The organism is Variovorax sp. YR750, assembly GCF_900109805.1.
Taxonomy (GTDB): Bacteria; Pseudomonadota; Gammaproteobacteria; order Burkholderiales; family Burkholderiaceae_C; genus Variovorax; species Variovorax gossypii.
The window spans coordinates 316,604-328,822 of sequence record NZ_FOBJ01000004.1 but is presented as its reverse complement, the minus strand read 5'-3'; the positions used below and the strand labels follow the sequence as shown (position 1 = coordinate 328,822).

Sequence of the window (12,219 nt, the reverse complement as noted above, 5' to 3'; positions counted from 1 at the left end):
CCCTTACTTCTCGCAGTTCACCATCCACGCGACGCCGAACTTGTCGGTGAGCATGCCGAAGCCGGTTGCCCAGAACTGCGGGCCATAGGGCATCGTCACCTTGCCGCCTTCGGCCAGCGCGTCGAACAGCTTCCTGCCTTCGTCCACGTTGTCGGCCTGCACCGAGAGGGAAAAGCCCTTGTAGCCCTCGAAGGGCCACTCGGGCGGTGCATCGGAGGCCATCAGCTTGTGGCCGCGGGCCTCGAGTGTGGCGTGCATGATCTTGTCCTTGTAGGCGGGCGGCGTCTGGGCGCCGGCGGGGCTTTCGCCGAAGGTCATGCTGAAGGCGACCTTGCCTCCCAGCGCCTTGGCGTAGAAGGCAAGCGCTTCGGCGGCATTGCCGTTGAATGTCAGATAGGCTTCCATCGTTTTCCCTTCGAGGTGGGTTGGCGGGGCGACGATGCTACGCCCACCTAAAATCCCCCCATGCTTGACATCACCCTGCTCCGCAAAGACTTGGCCTCCGCAGTGGCCAGCCTCGAAAAACGCAAGAAGAACCAGCCGTACCTCGACGTTTCGGCATTCACCTCGCTCGAAGCCGAACGCAAGACGCTGCAGACCCGCACCGAGGAAATCCAGGCGCGCCGCAACTCGCTGAACAAGCAGATCGGCCCGCTCAAGGCCAAGGGCGAATCGACCGACGCGCTGATGGCCGAGGTCAACGCGCTGAAGGCCGAGCAGGAATCGCAATCGAAGCGGCTCGAGGAGATCCAGCCCGAGCTGCACGCGCTGCTGCTCGCCGTGCCCAACCTGCCGCACGCCAGCGTGCCGGTCGGCGAGGACGAGACCGGCAACGTCGAGATGCGCCGCTGGGCTCCCAAGGGCGGTGCAGGCGCCAGCGCCACGCCGCTGGGCTTCGCGCCCAAGGACCACGTCGACCTCGGCGCGCCGCTGGGCCTCGATTTCGAGACGGGCGCCAAGCTCGCGGGCTCGCGCTTCACCGTCATGAAGGGCCCCATCGCCCGCCTGCACCGCGCGCTCGCGCAGTTCATGCTCGACATCCAGACCGAGAAGCACGGCTACAGCGAGTGCTACGTGCCCTACATCGTCAACGCCGCCACCCTGAGCGGCACCGGCCAGCTGCCCAAGTTCGAAGGCGACCTGTTCGCCGCGAAGAAGGGCGGCCAGGACGGCGAACCCGCGCCCGACCATTCGGCGCTGTACCTCATCCCGACCAGCGAAGTGCCGCTGACGAATTTCGTGCGCGACGAGGTGGTGCCCGAGGCGCAGCTGCCGATCAGGCTCACCGCCCACACGCCGTGCTTCCGTTCCGAAGCCGGCAGCGCGGGCCGCGACACGCGCGGCATGATCCGCCAGCACCAGTTCGACAAGGTCGAGATGGTGCAGATCGTTCACCCCGAGAAGAGCTACGACGCGCTCGAGCAGATGACCGGCCACGCCGAGGTCGTGCTGCAGGCACTGGAGTTGCCTTACCGTGTCGTGCTGCTGTGTACCGGCGACATGGGCTTCGGCTCCACCAAGACCTACGACCTCGAAGTCTGGCTGCCGGCGCAGGACACCTACCGCGAGATCAGCTCGGTCTCGAACTGCGAAGCCTTCCAGGCGCGCCGCCTGCAGGCCCGTTTCAAGAACGCGCAGGGCAAGAACGAACTCGTGCACACCCTCAACGGCTCCGGCCTGGCGGTGGGCCGTACGCTCGTGGCCGTGCTCGAGAACCACCAGAACGAAGACGGCTCGATCAACGTGCCCGCCGCGTTGCGTCCGTACCTCGGCGGCCTCGAAGTTTTGAAGGTCTGATCGGCCGGGGCTTCAAAACCCGGCTTTTTGTCTGCTAGAATCGTAGGCTCGACAGCACCGGAGAGGTGGCAGAGTGGTCGAATGTACCTGACTCGAAATCAGGCGTACTAGCGATAGTACCGAGGGTTCGAATCCCTCCCTCTCCTCCAAGAATGGCCCCGCAAGGGGCTATTTTTTTGCCCGCAGCTCACCCACGGCAGCCTCCCGGAGGCCGCCAGCCGGCCTCCTAGAATGCACCGCGCCTCGCCCGGTCGAGGGCGGGCGTACAAAAAAGGGGAGTTCCAGTTGGCCAACCGTTCCTACCTCTACAGCCTCGGCAACAGGCCTGTTTCCTATGCCGACCGCCCGGAAACCATCTCGGGCCTGTCCGAATGGCCATACGACGTGCCGTTCATGTTCCGGCTGCTCATGTCGGGCGATCCGCAGCCGTGTGCCTCGCTGGTGTCGGACGGCTTCGACAGCGACGAGCCGGGGAGCAAGACCAGGCTGCACGCGATCAGCAGTTCCTTCGATCCCGGCTTCGAGCGTGTGCGGCGCTTCATCGACATCGTTCGGCCGCTGCTTCTGGAGGCCCCGGAGACCGGCAGGCAGCCGCAGTCCCTCCTGGGCCGCTTCAAGGAACTGATCTCGCCCGGCAGGAAGGCAGCCACACTGGCCGCGCCGCCGGCGGCCCCGGTCCAACTCCCGGTCTGGCTGGACGAGACGATCGCGTTCCTCGAAGCCCACCGCGACCGCTACCTGCTGCTGGAGACGGTCGAGCTCGACACCATGTCCGAGGAGACGGAAGACGCGTTGCTCGCCTGCGTGGAGGCGGAGATCGCGCGGTGCCGCCATGTGGGCGCCGCCCTCGACGCCCTGCCGGCCGACATTGCCGAAGCGGGCCGGCAGCTGAAAAAGGCGATCGCGCAGAAGTGCCCGGCCCCGCTCGACGCCTTCTTCGGACTTCGCCTCGACGACGACTGCGACAGCACCCGCAACGGCGCCACGAAGCACCCGCTCGGCCTTCAGTGGTCGGATGTGCTGTATTTCGACTTGTGGAATCGCGCCGAATTCGAGGCGCATCGCGACGAGCGCTGAGCCGCAGGCGCTCGTCAGCTGCCTGGTGACTGCCGCGTCACCGTGCCTTCGAATTCCTCGACCGACGCAAGCAGCGGCGTCGCCCTGAAGCACACGAACCGCACGTCTTCGACTGCCGTCCGTTCGAGGCACAGGGCCACGGCATGCGCCTCGTCCGGCTGCATGCGCCAGAACCGCCAGCGCCCCGTGGAATCGTCAGCCAGGTCGTGCCTGAAGGCGATGGCGGTGCCGTCGCCCTCGTCGAGGCCGAAGGAGAAGCGGTCCAGCGGAATCGACAGGCCCATGCCGCGCGCCTTGATATAGCTTTCCTTGAGTGTCCACAGATCCCAGAAGCGCGCCGGCTGCAGCCCGGCGGGGAGCTGCCTCAGGGCTTCCGCTTCCTTGGCGGAGAAGAAATGCTCGGCGATCTCCAGCGGCGCGTTTCTCCCCGTGTGCTCGACATCCACGCCCACCTCGCGCTCCACCGTCAGCGCCGCCACCACCAGCGAGGCGCTGTGCGAGATGTTGAAACGCAGGCGCTGCGCCTGCGGCAGCGCATTGGCGATGGCCGGCCGGCCGTAGGCGTTGTTCTCGAATTCCCAGTCCCGGGGCGCAATGGGCGCGTAGCGCGAGAGAAGCGTGCGGATCAGCCCTCGCGTCATCAGGTATCTGCGCCGGTCCCGGGCGAAGTGAAAGCGTCCGTGCTTCCCGCGTTCCTCGGGCGTCAGCAGGGCCATGGTGGCCTCCTCGCAGGCGGCGTCGTCCTGTTCCGGAACGTACAGGTGCCAGAGGTGCACCTGGTGCGGGTCGATCTGCAGTTGCATGCACCGGATTCTGGCCTGCCCCGGCGATATTCAGCCCGGCTTAAGTTTGGCCGCCGATACTGGAGGGGACGGTCCGCCGGCGTTGGTAGAGGTGGCCTGACCCAGGCACCCGCCCCTTCGATGTTGGCGGTTCCTCGAGGCCGGCGATCGTCACGTTTTCTCCTGCCCCGCATCGAATCAAGTCATGCGCGGGCAGCTTCCCCCAGCCAGAGCGGCTCGTTCGACGTGTCCGGAAAACCGGAGTCGTCCACCGGCCCAGCCAGCGCCGCTGCCGTCACATGGCGAAGCTCGTAGCCGCGCCCGTACACCGAGTGCAGGACGAATTCATTCCCCTTGTGCAGCGACAGCTTGCGGCGCACGTTCGCCACGCAGCAGTCGAGCACGCGGCTCTTGCGCTCGATGCGCGAATCCGTCCACAGCGAGCCCAGCAGCCATTCGCGCTCCAGCAGCCGGTCGGCGTTGCGGAACAGCAGCAGCGCCAGCTCGAACTCGCGCGGCTTCAGGCGCACTTCCTCGCCCTTGCGCGCCACCACCTTGCGGCTGCCGATGAAGCGGTAGTCGCCGAACATCGCGCTCACCGCCTGCGTGTTCAGCACGGTCTCGTTGCGCCGCAGCGCCTCGCGCACGCGAAGCCCCACCTCGAAGTCGTCGACCGGCAGCACCGCGAAGTCGATGCCGGCGCCCCGCGACTCGGGATCGGTGGTCGACAGCACCTCGGCCAGCAGGTCGCGCTGCATGGCGTTGGCGACCAGGAAGATCGGCATGCGCAGCGCCTTGCACATGGCCGTGAGCACCGGCCACGCGCCTTCGTCCTTCAGCACGACCAGCAGCAGGTCGAAGTGGTGGCCCCGCGTCGCGGCGCGAAGGAAGTCGGCGCTGCTGTCGAACGGGACCGGCGTGCAGCCCATCAGCCGCAGCTTCTGGCCCCATGCCCGGCCCTGGGCGTCGTCGCAGCCCACCATGGCCACCTGTCGCGAGTCGCCGTGAGCATCGTTGTCCATGTCGGGAGCTTCCATGTGTGGGTGATCGTGATGGTGTTTGCGATTCCGGCTGGCTGCCTCAGCGCTCGTCCCGGGAGCGGGGGAGCTTCCAGCCGATGCCGGCGTTGAAGCCCCAGTCCCGCCCCGCATTGGCGACGGTCATGCCCCAGGCCATCTGCCCGTCGTCCGACATGGTCCTGAAGCCCAGGCTCGCCGCGGCGTAGCCCTTGTAGCTGCCGACGGCCAGGCCGATGGCCTTTTCGCCCGGCTGCAGCGCAGGCACATACGCAGCCGTCATGGCTGCGGCCATTGCGGTGCCCGAGTACGCGACGCGCTCCACGTCGCGCAGCGCGGCCCTGGTCTGGTCGAGTTGTCCGAGGTTGATCGCGTCGCCCGGCAGCGCGCCCGGCGCCACGTTCGCGACCAGCACGCCGTCGGCCGCGCCCGCCACGCCGTGCAGGGCGGTGGCGCACAGCCACAGCGCGACCAGCAGCCCGGCCCGCACGCGATCAGCCCGCCGCGAGGCGGTTGCCTGAGCCCGCCTGTGTCTTGCGCACGCCGTCCGGTCCGTAGAACAGCTGCGCGCTGGCCTGCAGGAAATGCAGCGCCTGCTGGGTGAAATCGAGGTGCGCGTAGACCATCGAGCCGTTGCGCAGGTTGTGCTCCCTTGCCTGTCCGGCGACCTGCAGCAGCGTCTGCCAGACCCGTTCGACCTCCGCGCCGCCGGCCGCGGCGGCCGCATCGGCACCCGCGCGGCCGGGGCCGAAGCCCAGCGTCGCCTGCAGGGCCTCGCGCTGCGCGTCCAGCTCGGCCATGCGTTCCAGCAGCACGGTCTTCCGGGTGGCAATTGACGCCAGGTCGGTGAATGCGCGGTCGGACATCGCCAGCGCCTCCTGGTCCAGCACCGACAGGAATTCCTCGATGCAGGCGGTTTCGGTGCGCAGATGGCCCAGCAGGCTCGGTTTCATTCGTTGCCGCCCTCGCGGTTCGGGCCGAGCAGGTCGCGCACGCTCGCCAGCAGGCCGTCGGCGATGCGCTCGGGGCGGACCTGGTAGCGCCCGGCACGGATGTCCTCGCGGATCGCCGCCACGCGGGCCGCGTCGAAGTCCGCGGCGGCGGCACCGGTGGCGCCGGGCAGCGAGTGAACCTGCGCGGAGGCCGGCGCAGCTTCCTTGGCGCGCTGGGCGGCGTCGGCGCCGCTCACCTGGGCCGAGTTGGCCGCGGGCGCTCGGGTAATGGGCTTGGCCGAAGGGGCGGGGGGATCGATTTTCAAGGTGATTCCTCAGGGGCTGACCCGTATATCGGCAGCCGGCGCAAGAACTTTAGGAATGAATGGCGGGCATGTACGGGTGCCTGGCTTCACTGCGCCAGCTGGATCTGTCCCTCTTCGTCCGCCACGCCGCTGACCAGCCGCCCGTCGCGGGTCTTGGCCTGCACGACGGCCCCCACGGTCGCCCCGGTCATGGCCTTGGCCTCGGTGCTGACGACGAAGCCCTGGCCCTGGGCCACGACCTTCACCGCCTGCCCCTGCTGGATCACGGTGACGCCGCGCACCAGCTCCTTGCGCAGCGGCGCCCCGGGCGCCACGCGGTTGACCGTGACCACGCCGGCCAGCTCGGCCGAGCTGGTGATGACCGAGCGCGGCAGCCGCGTGAGATCGCCGGTGCGCTCGGCGACATCGCCCGCGCCCAGCGGCCGGCCCGCGTCGATCGCGCGCGCGGCCACGAAATAGCTGCCTTCCACCGCCACGTGCGCCTGCACGAAGCGCGTCCACGGCCGCTCCGACTGGCAGCGAACGCCCACCGACACCCGCCCCCAGGGCTTCGCGCCGGACGGCAGGAAGGCTTCGGGCGCTTCGCACCCAGGCAGCGCGGAAGTGCCGCGTCCCTCGAGGCTGATCGTCACCTTGCCCGGCAGTCCGTTCGTCTGCTGCTGCAGGTATTTCTCGATGACCGCGCCGGCGTTGTCGGCGCGGTCGGCGCCGTGGGCGGTGCCGGCGGCGAACGCCGACGCGGATGCCGCGCACGCCATGGCCGCAAGCACCGGCAGCACGGTGCGCAGGGCGTGATCGCGAAGCTCGCAAGAGGTCATCGGGTCGTCGGATATGTGTGGAAGAGAGGGCCTGGATCGCGGTGCGCCACGCGGGAGGAAGGCACGGCGCCGCACGGAAATTCTAGGAATCCATCGGCCGGGCGAAGGTGCGAGCAGCAGGCGAAAACCCCCTTTGTTCGGACGATTGCAAACGCGCCCCGTGCATAGACTCGCTTTCCATCTGTCGCCGCGCCTTCGTGCGCCGGCGACGCCTCAACGGATGGAAAAGACATGATCGACAAGCTGGATGCGGCGCTTCGTTTCAACCGCGAAGCCCTCAATCTCCGCGCGGAGCGCCAGGAGGTGCTGGCGGCCAACATCGCCCATGCGGACACGCCCAACTACAAGGCGCGCGACTTCGATTTCAGCGCACGCCTGAGCGAAGCCGTGGAGCGCGGCCGCGCGTCGTCGCAGTCGGTGTCGCTCGCCACCACCTCGTCGCGCCACCTGGCGGGGCAGGCCGGCTCGCAGGCCGTGTCCGACAAGGACCTGCTCTACCGCATGCCCAACCAGTCCAGCCTCGACGGCAACACCGTCGAGATGGACGTCGAGCGCATCGCCTTCGCGGACAACGCGCTGCGCTACGAGTCCAACCTCACCGTCATCAACTCGAAGATCAAGTCGATGCTCTCTGCGATCCAGCAGTAAGCAGGCCGGCGAGCGCCCATCACCATGCCCTTCAACAGCACTTCCATGAACATCTTCAACGTGGCGGGTTCGGCCATGACTGCGCAATCGCAGCGCATGAACGTGACCGCGAGCAACATGGCCAACGCCGAGAGCGTGGCCGGTCCCGACGGCATGCCCTACCGCGCGAAGCAGGTGGTGTTCCAGGTCGCGCCTTCCGCATACGGCGCCGGGGACATCGGCGGCGTCGCGGTTGCGGGCGTGGTCGAGGACCCTTCGCCGCCGCGCCTCGTGTTCGACCCGAAGAGCCCGCACGCCAACGCCGAAGGCTACGTGGCGATGCCCAACGTCAACGTGGTCGAGGAGATGACAAACATGATCTCCGCCTCGCGCAGCTACCAGGCCAACGTCGAGGTGCTCAACACGGCCAAGACGCTGATGGTCAAGACGCTGACCCTCGGCCAGTAACCCCCAAGAGAAACAACAGAGAGAACAGGCACGCACGCGCCATGGCCATTTCCGACACCTCGTCCATCACCGGACAGAACGCCACCTCCGCGGTGAGCAGCAACAGCAGCACTTCCAACGTCGACAGCGAGCAGCGCTTCCTGAAGCTGCTGGTCACGCAACTGAACAACCAGGACCCGCTCAACCCGATGCAGAACGCCGAGCTCACCTCGCAGCTCGCGCAGATGAGCACCGTCAGCGGCATCGAGAAGCTCAACAGCACGCTCTCGGGCCTGGTCAACCAGACCAGCTCCAACCAGCTGCTGCAGGCCACCTCGCTCATCGGCTACAACGTGCTGTCGCCGGGCAGCACGCTCACCACCAAGGACCCCGAGGCTGGCAAGGAGCCAGCGGCGCAGGCCTTCGCCGTGGAGCTCCCGGGCACCGCCTCCGACGTCGAGATCAAGATCGTCGACGCCACCGGCAAGGTCGTTCGCACCATCGATGCCGGCTCCATGACCGAAGGCGTCAACGCCGTCACCTGGGACGGCAAGGACGACACGGGCAACGTGGTGCCCGCGGGCGCCTACAGCTTCAGCGTGAACGCGACCAACAACGGCACGACCGTGAAGGCCACCGCGCTCACCTTCTCGCAGGTGGCGGCGGTCAAGCAGGGCGCCAACGGCGTCACGCTCGAGCTGATGACGGGCAACAACATCGGCCTGTCCGACGTGCGCCTGTTCCTCTGAGCCGCAGGGCTTCTTCCCCCATCGCATCCAACGCATCCATCGCACCGAAACCAACAAGCAAGGAACCATAGATCATGGCTTTTTCCCAGGGCATCAGCGGGCTCGGCGTGGCCGCCGCCAACCTCGACGTCATCGGCAACAACATCGCCAACTCGGGCACCGTCGGCTTCAAGTCGGCCGCCGCCACCTTCCAGGACGTGTACGCGGGTTCGCGCGTCGGCCTGGGCGCCTCGGTCTCGGGCGTGACGCAGAACTTCTCGCAGGGCGTGACCCAGTCGAGCAGCCGTCCGCTGGACGTGGCCATCCTCAACGGCGACGGCTTCTTCCGCCTGACCAGCGCCACCGGCGAAGTCATGTACTCGCGCAACGGCCAGTTCACGCGCGACAAGGACGGCTACATCGTCAACGCCTCGGGCCTGCGCCTCACCGGCTTCGGCGCGAACGCGAACGGCGGCATCAGCGGCGGCACGCCGGCGGCCATCCAGATCCCGACCACGCCCATGACGCCCAAGGCCACGACCGGCATCGACGCCGAGTTCAACCTCGACGCGCGCAAGACCACGCCCACCAAGGTGCCCTTCAACGCGACCGATTCCGACACCTTCAACTACTCGAACGCCGTCGGCCCCATCTACGACTCGCTGGGCAACCCGCATGACGTATCCGTCTACTTCGTGAAGAGCGCGACGCCCGCCAACACCTGGAGCGTGTACGGCACGGCCGACGGTGCGGCACTCAACGCCGGCGCCGCGCTCGGCACCCTGACCTTCGACTCCGCCGGCAAGATGACCGCGCCTGCCAGCGGCCAGCTGAGCCTTGGCACGCTCACCCTCACCAACGGCGCCGCGGCACTCACTCCCACACTCGACATTTCGGGCACCACGCAGTTCGGCGCCGCCAACGCCATGAGCAAGCTCGCGCAGGACGGCTACCGCTCGGGCGAACTCACCTCGTTCTCGATCAACGCCGACGGCACCATCACCGGCAAGTTCTCCAACGAACAGACCAAGCTGCTGGGCCAGGTCGTGCTGTCTTCGTTCGCCAACCCGAACGGCCTGGAGCCCAAGGGCAACAACGTGTGGGCCGAGACGCAGGCCTCGGGCAACCCGCTCACCGGCACGCCGGGCGAAGGCACGAAGCTCGGCTCGCTGCAGTCGGGCGCGCTCGAGGCATCCAACGTCGACCTCACCTCCGAGCTGGTCAACCTCATCGTCGCGCAGCGCAACTACCAGGCCAACGCGCAGACCGTGAAGACGCAGGACCAGGTCATGCAGACGCTGATGAACATCCGCTGACGCGGCGCTACCGACAGACCGACAGAAGCAGGAGCACCCAGTGGATCGCATGTTGTACGTCGCCATGAGCGGCGCCAAGCAGGTCATGGAACAGCAGGCCGCCGTCGCCAACAACATGGCGAACGTCTCGACGCCGGGCTTCCGCGCGCAGATCGCCAACTTCCGCGCCGTGCCCGTGGTCGGCCAGGAAGCGCCCACGCGCGCCTTCGTGGCCGCCACCACGCCGGGCGCCGACTTCACCCACGGCCCGCTCACCGAAACCGGCCGCGCGCTCGACGTGGCCGTGAGCGGCTCGGGCTGGCTGGTGGTGCAGACGCCCGACGGCGGCGAGGCCTACACCCGCGTGGGCAACCTCCAGATCGGAGCGGACGGCCAGCTCACCACCATGGGCGGCCGCCCGCTGATGGGCGACAACGGCGCGCTCACGGTGCCTCCGGGCTCCACGGTCAGCATCGCTTCCAACGGCCTGGTGAGCGCGCGCGACGCGGCTTCCAACGTGCTCACGGGCATTGCGGAAGTCGGCCGCCTCAAGCTGGTCAACCCGCAGGCCACCGAGCTCGAGCGCGGCGACGACGGCCTGTTCCGCATGCGCGCCGGCCAGCCTCCGGCCGAGGCCGACGAGGCCGTCACGCTGGTCAGCGGCGTGGTCGAAGGCAGCAACGTGAACCCGGTCGAGACCATGGTGGCAATGATCGCCAACGCACGCAGCTTCGAGATGCAGATGAAGTCGCTGCAGACGGCCGACACCAACGCGCAGTCCGCCAACAAGCTGCTGGCTTACGGCTGACGCGATCCGCAACTTCCTCCGCAGGACTCTCCAGAAAATGATCCGCTCCCTCTACATCGCCAAGACCGGCCTCGACGCGCAGCAGACGCAGCTCGACGTGGTCTCCAACAACCTCGCCAACGTCGGCACCACCGGCTTCAAGCGCAGCCGCGCCGTGTTCGAGGACCTGGTCTACCAGAACCTGCGCCAGGTCGGCGGCCAGTCGTCGGACCAGACGCGCCTGCCCTCGGGCCTGCAGGTCGGCACCGGCGTGCACGTGGTCGCCACCGAGCGCATCCACTCGCAGGGCAACCTCACCAAGACCGACAAGCCGACCGACGTGGCCATCAGCGGCGGCGGCTTCTTCCAGGTGCTGATGCCCGACGGCACCACCTCGTACACGCGCGACGGCTCGTTCCAGACCGACCGCGACGGCCAGCTGGTCACGGCCAGCGGCTTCCCCGTGCAGCCCGCCATCACGGTGCCGGCCAACGCCACCAGCATCACCGTGGGCCGCGACGGCATCGTCTCGGTGGTGCAGGCGGGCAGCACGAACACCGTGCAGATCGGCCAGCTGCAGCTCGCCACCTTCGTCAACCCGACCGGCCTGCAGAGCCTGGGCGAGAACCTCTATGCCGAGACCGACGCCTCGGGCGCGCCCAACCAGGTGAACCCCGGCGTCGACGGCGCCGGCACGCTGAGCCAGGGATACGTCGAGGCCTCGAACGTGAACGTGGTGGAAGAGCTGGTCAACATGATCGCCACCCAGCGCTCGTACGAGATCAACAGCAAGGCGGTCCAGACCTCGGACCAGATGCTTCAGCGACTGGCCCAGCTGTGATGCTTCAGGCGTTGCGTCTTCTGTTGCGTCTTCTTCCTCGCCGCGGCGCGGCCGATGCGAGGGCACGGCTGCTGTCGCTGCTCGCGGTCACGGTTGCGGTGCTCGCCACCGGCTGCGCGCAGGTTCCGCGCGAGCCGCTGGTGCACCAGCCGATGACCGCGCGCGCCGACAGCTACGCGGCGGTGCAGAGCCGGCGCTCGCCCGGCGCGATCTTCCAGGACGGCCCCGGCGCCAATGCGCTCTTCGAGGACCGCAGGCCGCGCAACGTCGGCGACATCCTGACCATCGTCATCAGCGAGAAGGTCAACGCCACCAAGAATTCGGGTGCGAATGCCAGCCGCACCGGCAGCACGGCCAGCGTGTTCGCCGCCATTCCCAAGCTCATCGGCGGGCTGCTCGACGGGCAGGACGCCAAGCTCTCGGGCACCAACACGCTCAACGCCAAGGGCGGGGCCAACGCCAACAACACCTTCAACGGCGTGATCACGGTCACGGTCACGGACGTGATGCCCAACGGCAACCTGCTGGTGAGCGGCGAGAAGCAGATGGGCATCAACCAGGGCACGGAATACATCCGCTTCTCGGGCGTGGTGAATCCGCGCACCGTCTCGGGCAACAACACGGTGCCCTCCACATTGGTGGCCGATGCACGCATCGAGTACTCGGCCAAGGGCTATATCGACGAGGCGCAGCACATGGGCTGGATGCAGCGCTTCTTCCTAAACGTCATGCCGTTTTAAATGAAA

16 protein-coding genes and 1 tRNA gene are annotated in these 12,219 nt (G+C 67.8%); 10 read left to right on the top strand and 7 right to left on the bottom strand.

What is annotated here, in order from left to right; genetic code table 11:
- Window positions 1-3 precede the first annotated feature (3 nt).
- A complete protein-coding gene (locus BMY35_RS10675; protein WP_093197961.1) occupies window positions 4-405 on the bottom strand; it encodes a VOC family protein in 402 nt (133 codons plus the stop codon).
- Between the two features lie 60 nt (window positions 406-465).
- Here BMY35_RS10675 and serS point away from each other — a divergent pair, with 60 nt between their 5' ends.
- The 3 genes from serS (at window position 466) to BMY35_RS10660 (ending at window position 2,874) form a co-directional block, all read left to right on the top strand.
- A complete protein-coding gene (gene serS, locus BMY35_RS10670; protein ID WP_093197958.1) occupies window positions 466-1,797 on the top strand; it encodes a serine--tRNA ligase in 1,332 nt (443 codons plus the stop codon).
- A 59-nt stretch (window positions 1,798-1,856) separates the two neighbouring features.
- Window positions 1,857-1,946: transfer RNA gene (locus tag BMY35_RS10665), tRNA-Ser, on the top strand.
- A 136-nt stretch (window positions 1,947-2,082) separates the two neighbouring features.
- Window positions 2,083-2,874 (top strand): DUF7822 domain-containing protein, encoded by a 792-nt coding sequence (locus tag BMY35_RS10660; protein WP_093197955.1) that lies wholly within the window; start codon window positions 2,083-2,085, stop codon window positions 2,872-2,874.
- 14 nt (window positions 2,875-2,888) lie between these two features.
- On the opposite strand, the gene BMY35_RS10655 is transcribed toward BMY35_RS10660, so the two are convergent.
- From BMY35_RS10655 to flgA, 6 genes are all read right to left on the bottom strand, one after another.
- The gene (locus BMY35_RS10655) at window positions 2,889-3,677 is read right to left on the bottom strand and encodes a 4'-phosphopantetheinyl transferase family protein (RefSeq protein ID WP_093197951.1); all 789 of its coding nucleotides are present in this window, start codon (window positions 3,675-3,677) and stop codon (window positions 2,889-2,891) included.
- A gap of 182 nt (window positions 3,678-3,859) precedes the next feature.
- On the bottom strand, window positions 3,860-4,678 hold the full coding sequence (locus BMY35_RS10650) for a winged helix-turn-helix transcriptional regulator (RefSeq protein ID WP_218152984.1): 819 nt from the start codon (window positions 4,676-4,678) through the stop codon (window positions 3,860-3,862).
- Window positions 4,679-4,736: 58 nt separating this feature from the next.
- Entirely contained in the window at window positions 4,737-5,162 is a 426-nt protein-coding gene (locus BMY35_RS10645) for a YadA-like family protein (RefSeq protein ID WP_093197947.1), read from the bottom strand.
- 4 nt (window positions 5,163-5,166) lie between these two features.
- Window positions 5,167-5,625: a flagella synthesis protein FlgN gene (locus tag BMY35_RS10640; protein ID WP_176947472.1), complete on the bottom strand. Its 459-nt coding sequence runs from the start codon at window positions 5,623-5,625 to the stop codon at window positions 5,167-5,169.
- Window positions 5,622-5,930, bottom strand: a complete 309-nt coding sequence (gene flgM, locus BMY35_RS10635; RefSeq protein ID WP_093197944.1) for a flagellar biosynthesis anti-sigma factor FlgM — start codon at window positions 5,928-5,930, stop codon at window positions 5,622-5,624. The genes BMY35_RS10640 and flgM overlap by 4 nt, the downstream gene beginning before the upstream one ends.
- Window positions 5,931-6,016: 86 nt before the next feature.
- Entirely contained in the window at window positions 6,017-6,748 is a 732-nt protein-coding gene (gene flgA, locus BMY35_RS10630) for a flagellar basal body P-ring formation chaperone FlgA (RefSeq protein ID WP_177213606.1), read from the bottom strand.
- 231 nt (window positions 6,749-6,979) lie between these two features.
- Between flgA and flgB the strand changes: the two genes are divergently transcribed.
- From flgB to BMY35_RS10595, 7 genes are all read left to right on the top strand, one after another.
- Complete coding sequence (gene flgB / locus BMY35_RS10625) at window positions 6,980-7,396, top strand: flagellar basal body rod protein FlgB (RefSeq protein ID WP_093197942.1); 417 nt, start codon at window positions 6,980-6,982, stop codon at window positions 7,394-7,396.
- Between the two features lie 24 nt (window positions 7,397-7,420).
- Window positions 7,421-7,843 carry a flagellar basal body rod protein FlgC gene (gene flgC, locus BMY35_RS10620; protein WP_093197939.1) on the top strand — a complete coding sequence of 141 codons (423 nt, stop codon included), beginning with the start codon at window positions 7,421-7,423 and terminating at the stop codon, window positions 7,841-7,843.
- Window positions 7,844-7,884: 41 nt separating this feature from the next.
- On the top strand, window positions 7,885-8,571 hold the full coding sequence (locus BMY35_RS10615) for a flagellar hook assembly protein FlgD (protein ID WP_093197936.1): 687 nt from the start codon (window positions 7,885-7,887) through the stop codon (window positions 8,569-8,571).
- A 74-nt stretch (window positions 8,572-8,645) separates the two neighbouring features.
- Window positions 8,646-9,866, top strand: a complete 1,221-nt coding sequence (flgE, locus tag BMY35_RS10610) for a flagellar hook protein FlgE (RefSeq protein WP_093197935.1) — start codon at window positions 8,646-8,648, stop codon at window positions 9,864-9,866.
- 40 nt (window positions 9,867-9,906) lie between these two features.
- On the top strand, window positions 9,907-10,653 hold the full coding sequence (flgF, locus tag BMY35_RS10605) for a flagellar basal-body rod protein FlgF (protein ID WP_093197932.1): 747 nt from the start codon (window positions 9,907-9,909) through the stop codon (window positions 10,651-10,653).
- A 37-nt stretch (window positions 10,654-10,690) separates the two neighbouring features.
- Window positions 10,691-11,473, top strand: coding sequence for a flagellar basal-body rod protein FlgG (gene flgG, locus BMY35_RS10600; RefSeq protein ID WP_093197930.1), 783 nt, complete (start codon window positions 10,691-10,693; stop codon window positions 11,471-11,473).
- Window positions 11,474-11,493: 20 nt separating this feature from the next.
- Window positions 11,494-12,213 carry a flagellar basal body L-ring protein FlgH gene (locus BMY35_RS10595; protein WP_371287156.1) on the top strand — a complete coding sequence of 240 codons (720 nt, stop codon included), beginning with the start codon at window positions 11,494-11,496 and terminating at the stop codon, window positions 12,211-12,213.
- Window positions 12,214-12,219 lie beyond the last annotated feature (6 nt).

Coding starts and splice junctions, on each gene's coding strand:
- BMY35_RS10655 (WP_093197951.1), bottom strand. CDS start 3,677: ATGCAACTGCAGATCGACCCGCACCAGGTGCACCTCTGGCACCTGTAC.
- BMY35_RS10675 (WP_093197961.1), bottom strand. CDS start 405: ATGGAAGCCTATCTGACATTCAACGGCAATGCCGCCGAAGCGCTTGCC.
- BMY35_RS10650 (WP_218152984.1), bottom strand. CDS start 4,678: ATGGACAACGATGCTCACGGCGACTCGCGACAGGTGGCCATGGTGGGC.
- BMY35_RS10615 (WP_093197936.1), top strand. CDS start 7,885: ATGGCCATTTCCGACACCTCGTCCATCACCGGACAGAACGCCACCTCC.
- flgA (WP_177213606.1), bottom strand. CDS start 6,748: ATGACCTCTTGCGAGCTTCGCGATCACGCCCTGCGCACCGTGCTGCCG.
- BMY35_RS10640 (WP_176947472.1), bottom strand. CDS start 5,625: ATGAAACCGAGCCTGCTGGGCCATCTGCGCACCGAAACCGCCTGCATC.
- flgG (WP_093197930.1), top strand. CDS start 10,691: ATGATCCGCTCCCTCTACATCGCCAAGACCGGCCTCGACGCGCAGCAG.
- flgB (WP_093197942.1), top strand. CDS start 6,980: ATGATCGACAAGCTGGATGCGGCGCTTCGTTTCAACCGCGAAGCCCTC.
- flgC (WP_093197939.1), top strand. CDS start 7,421: ATGCCCTTCAACAGCACTTCCATGAACATCTTCAACGTGGCGGGTTCG.
- flgE (WP_093197935.1), top strand. CDS start 8,646: ATGGCTTTTTCCCAGGGCATCAGCGGGCTCGGCGTGGCCGCCGCCAAC.
- serS (WP_093197958.1), top strand. CDS start 466: ATGCTTGACATCACCCTGCTCCGCAAAGACTTGGCCTCCGCAGTGGCC.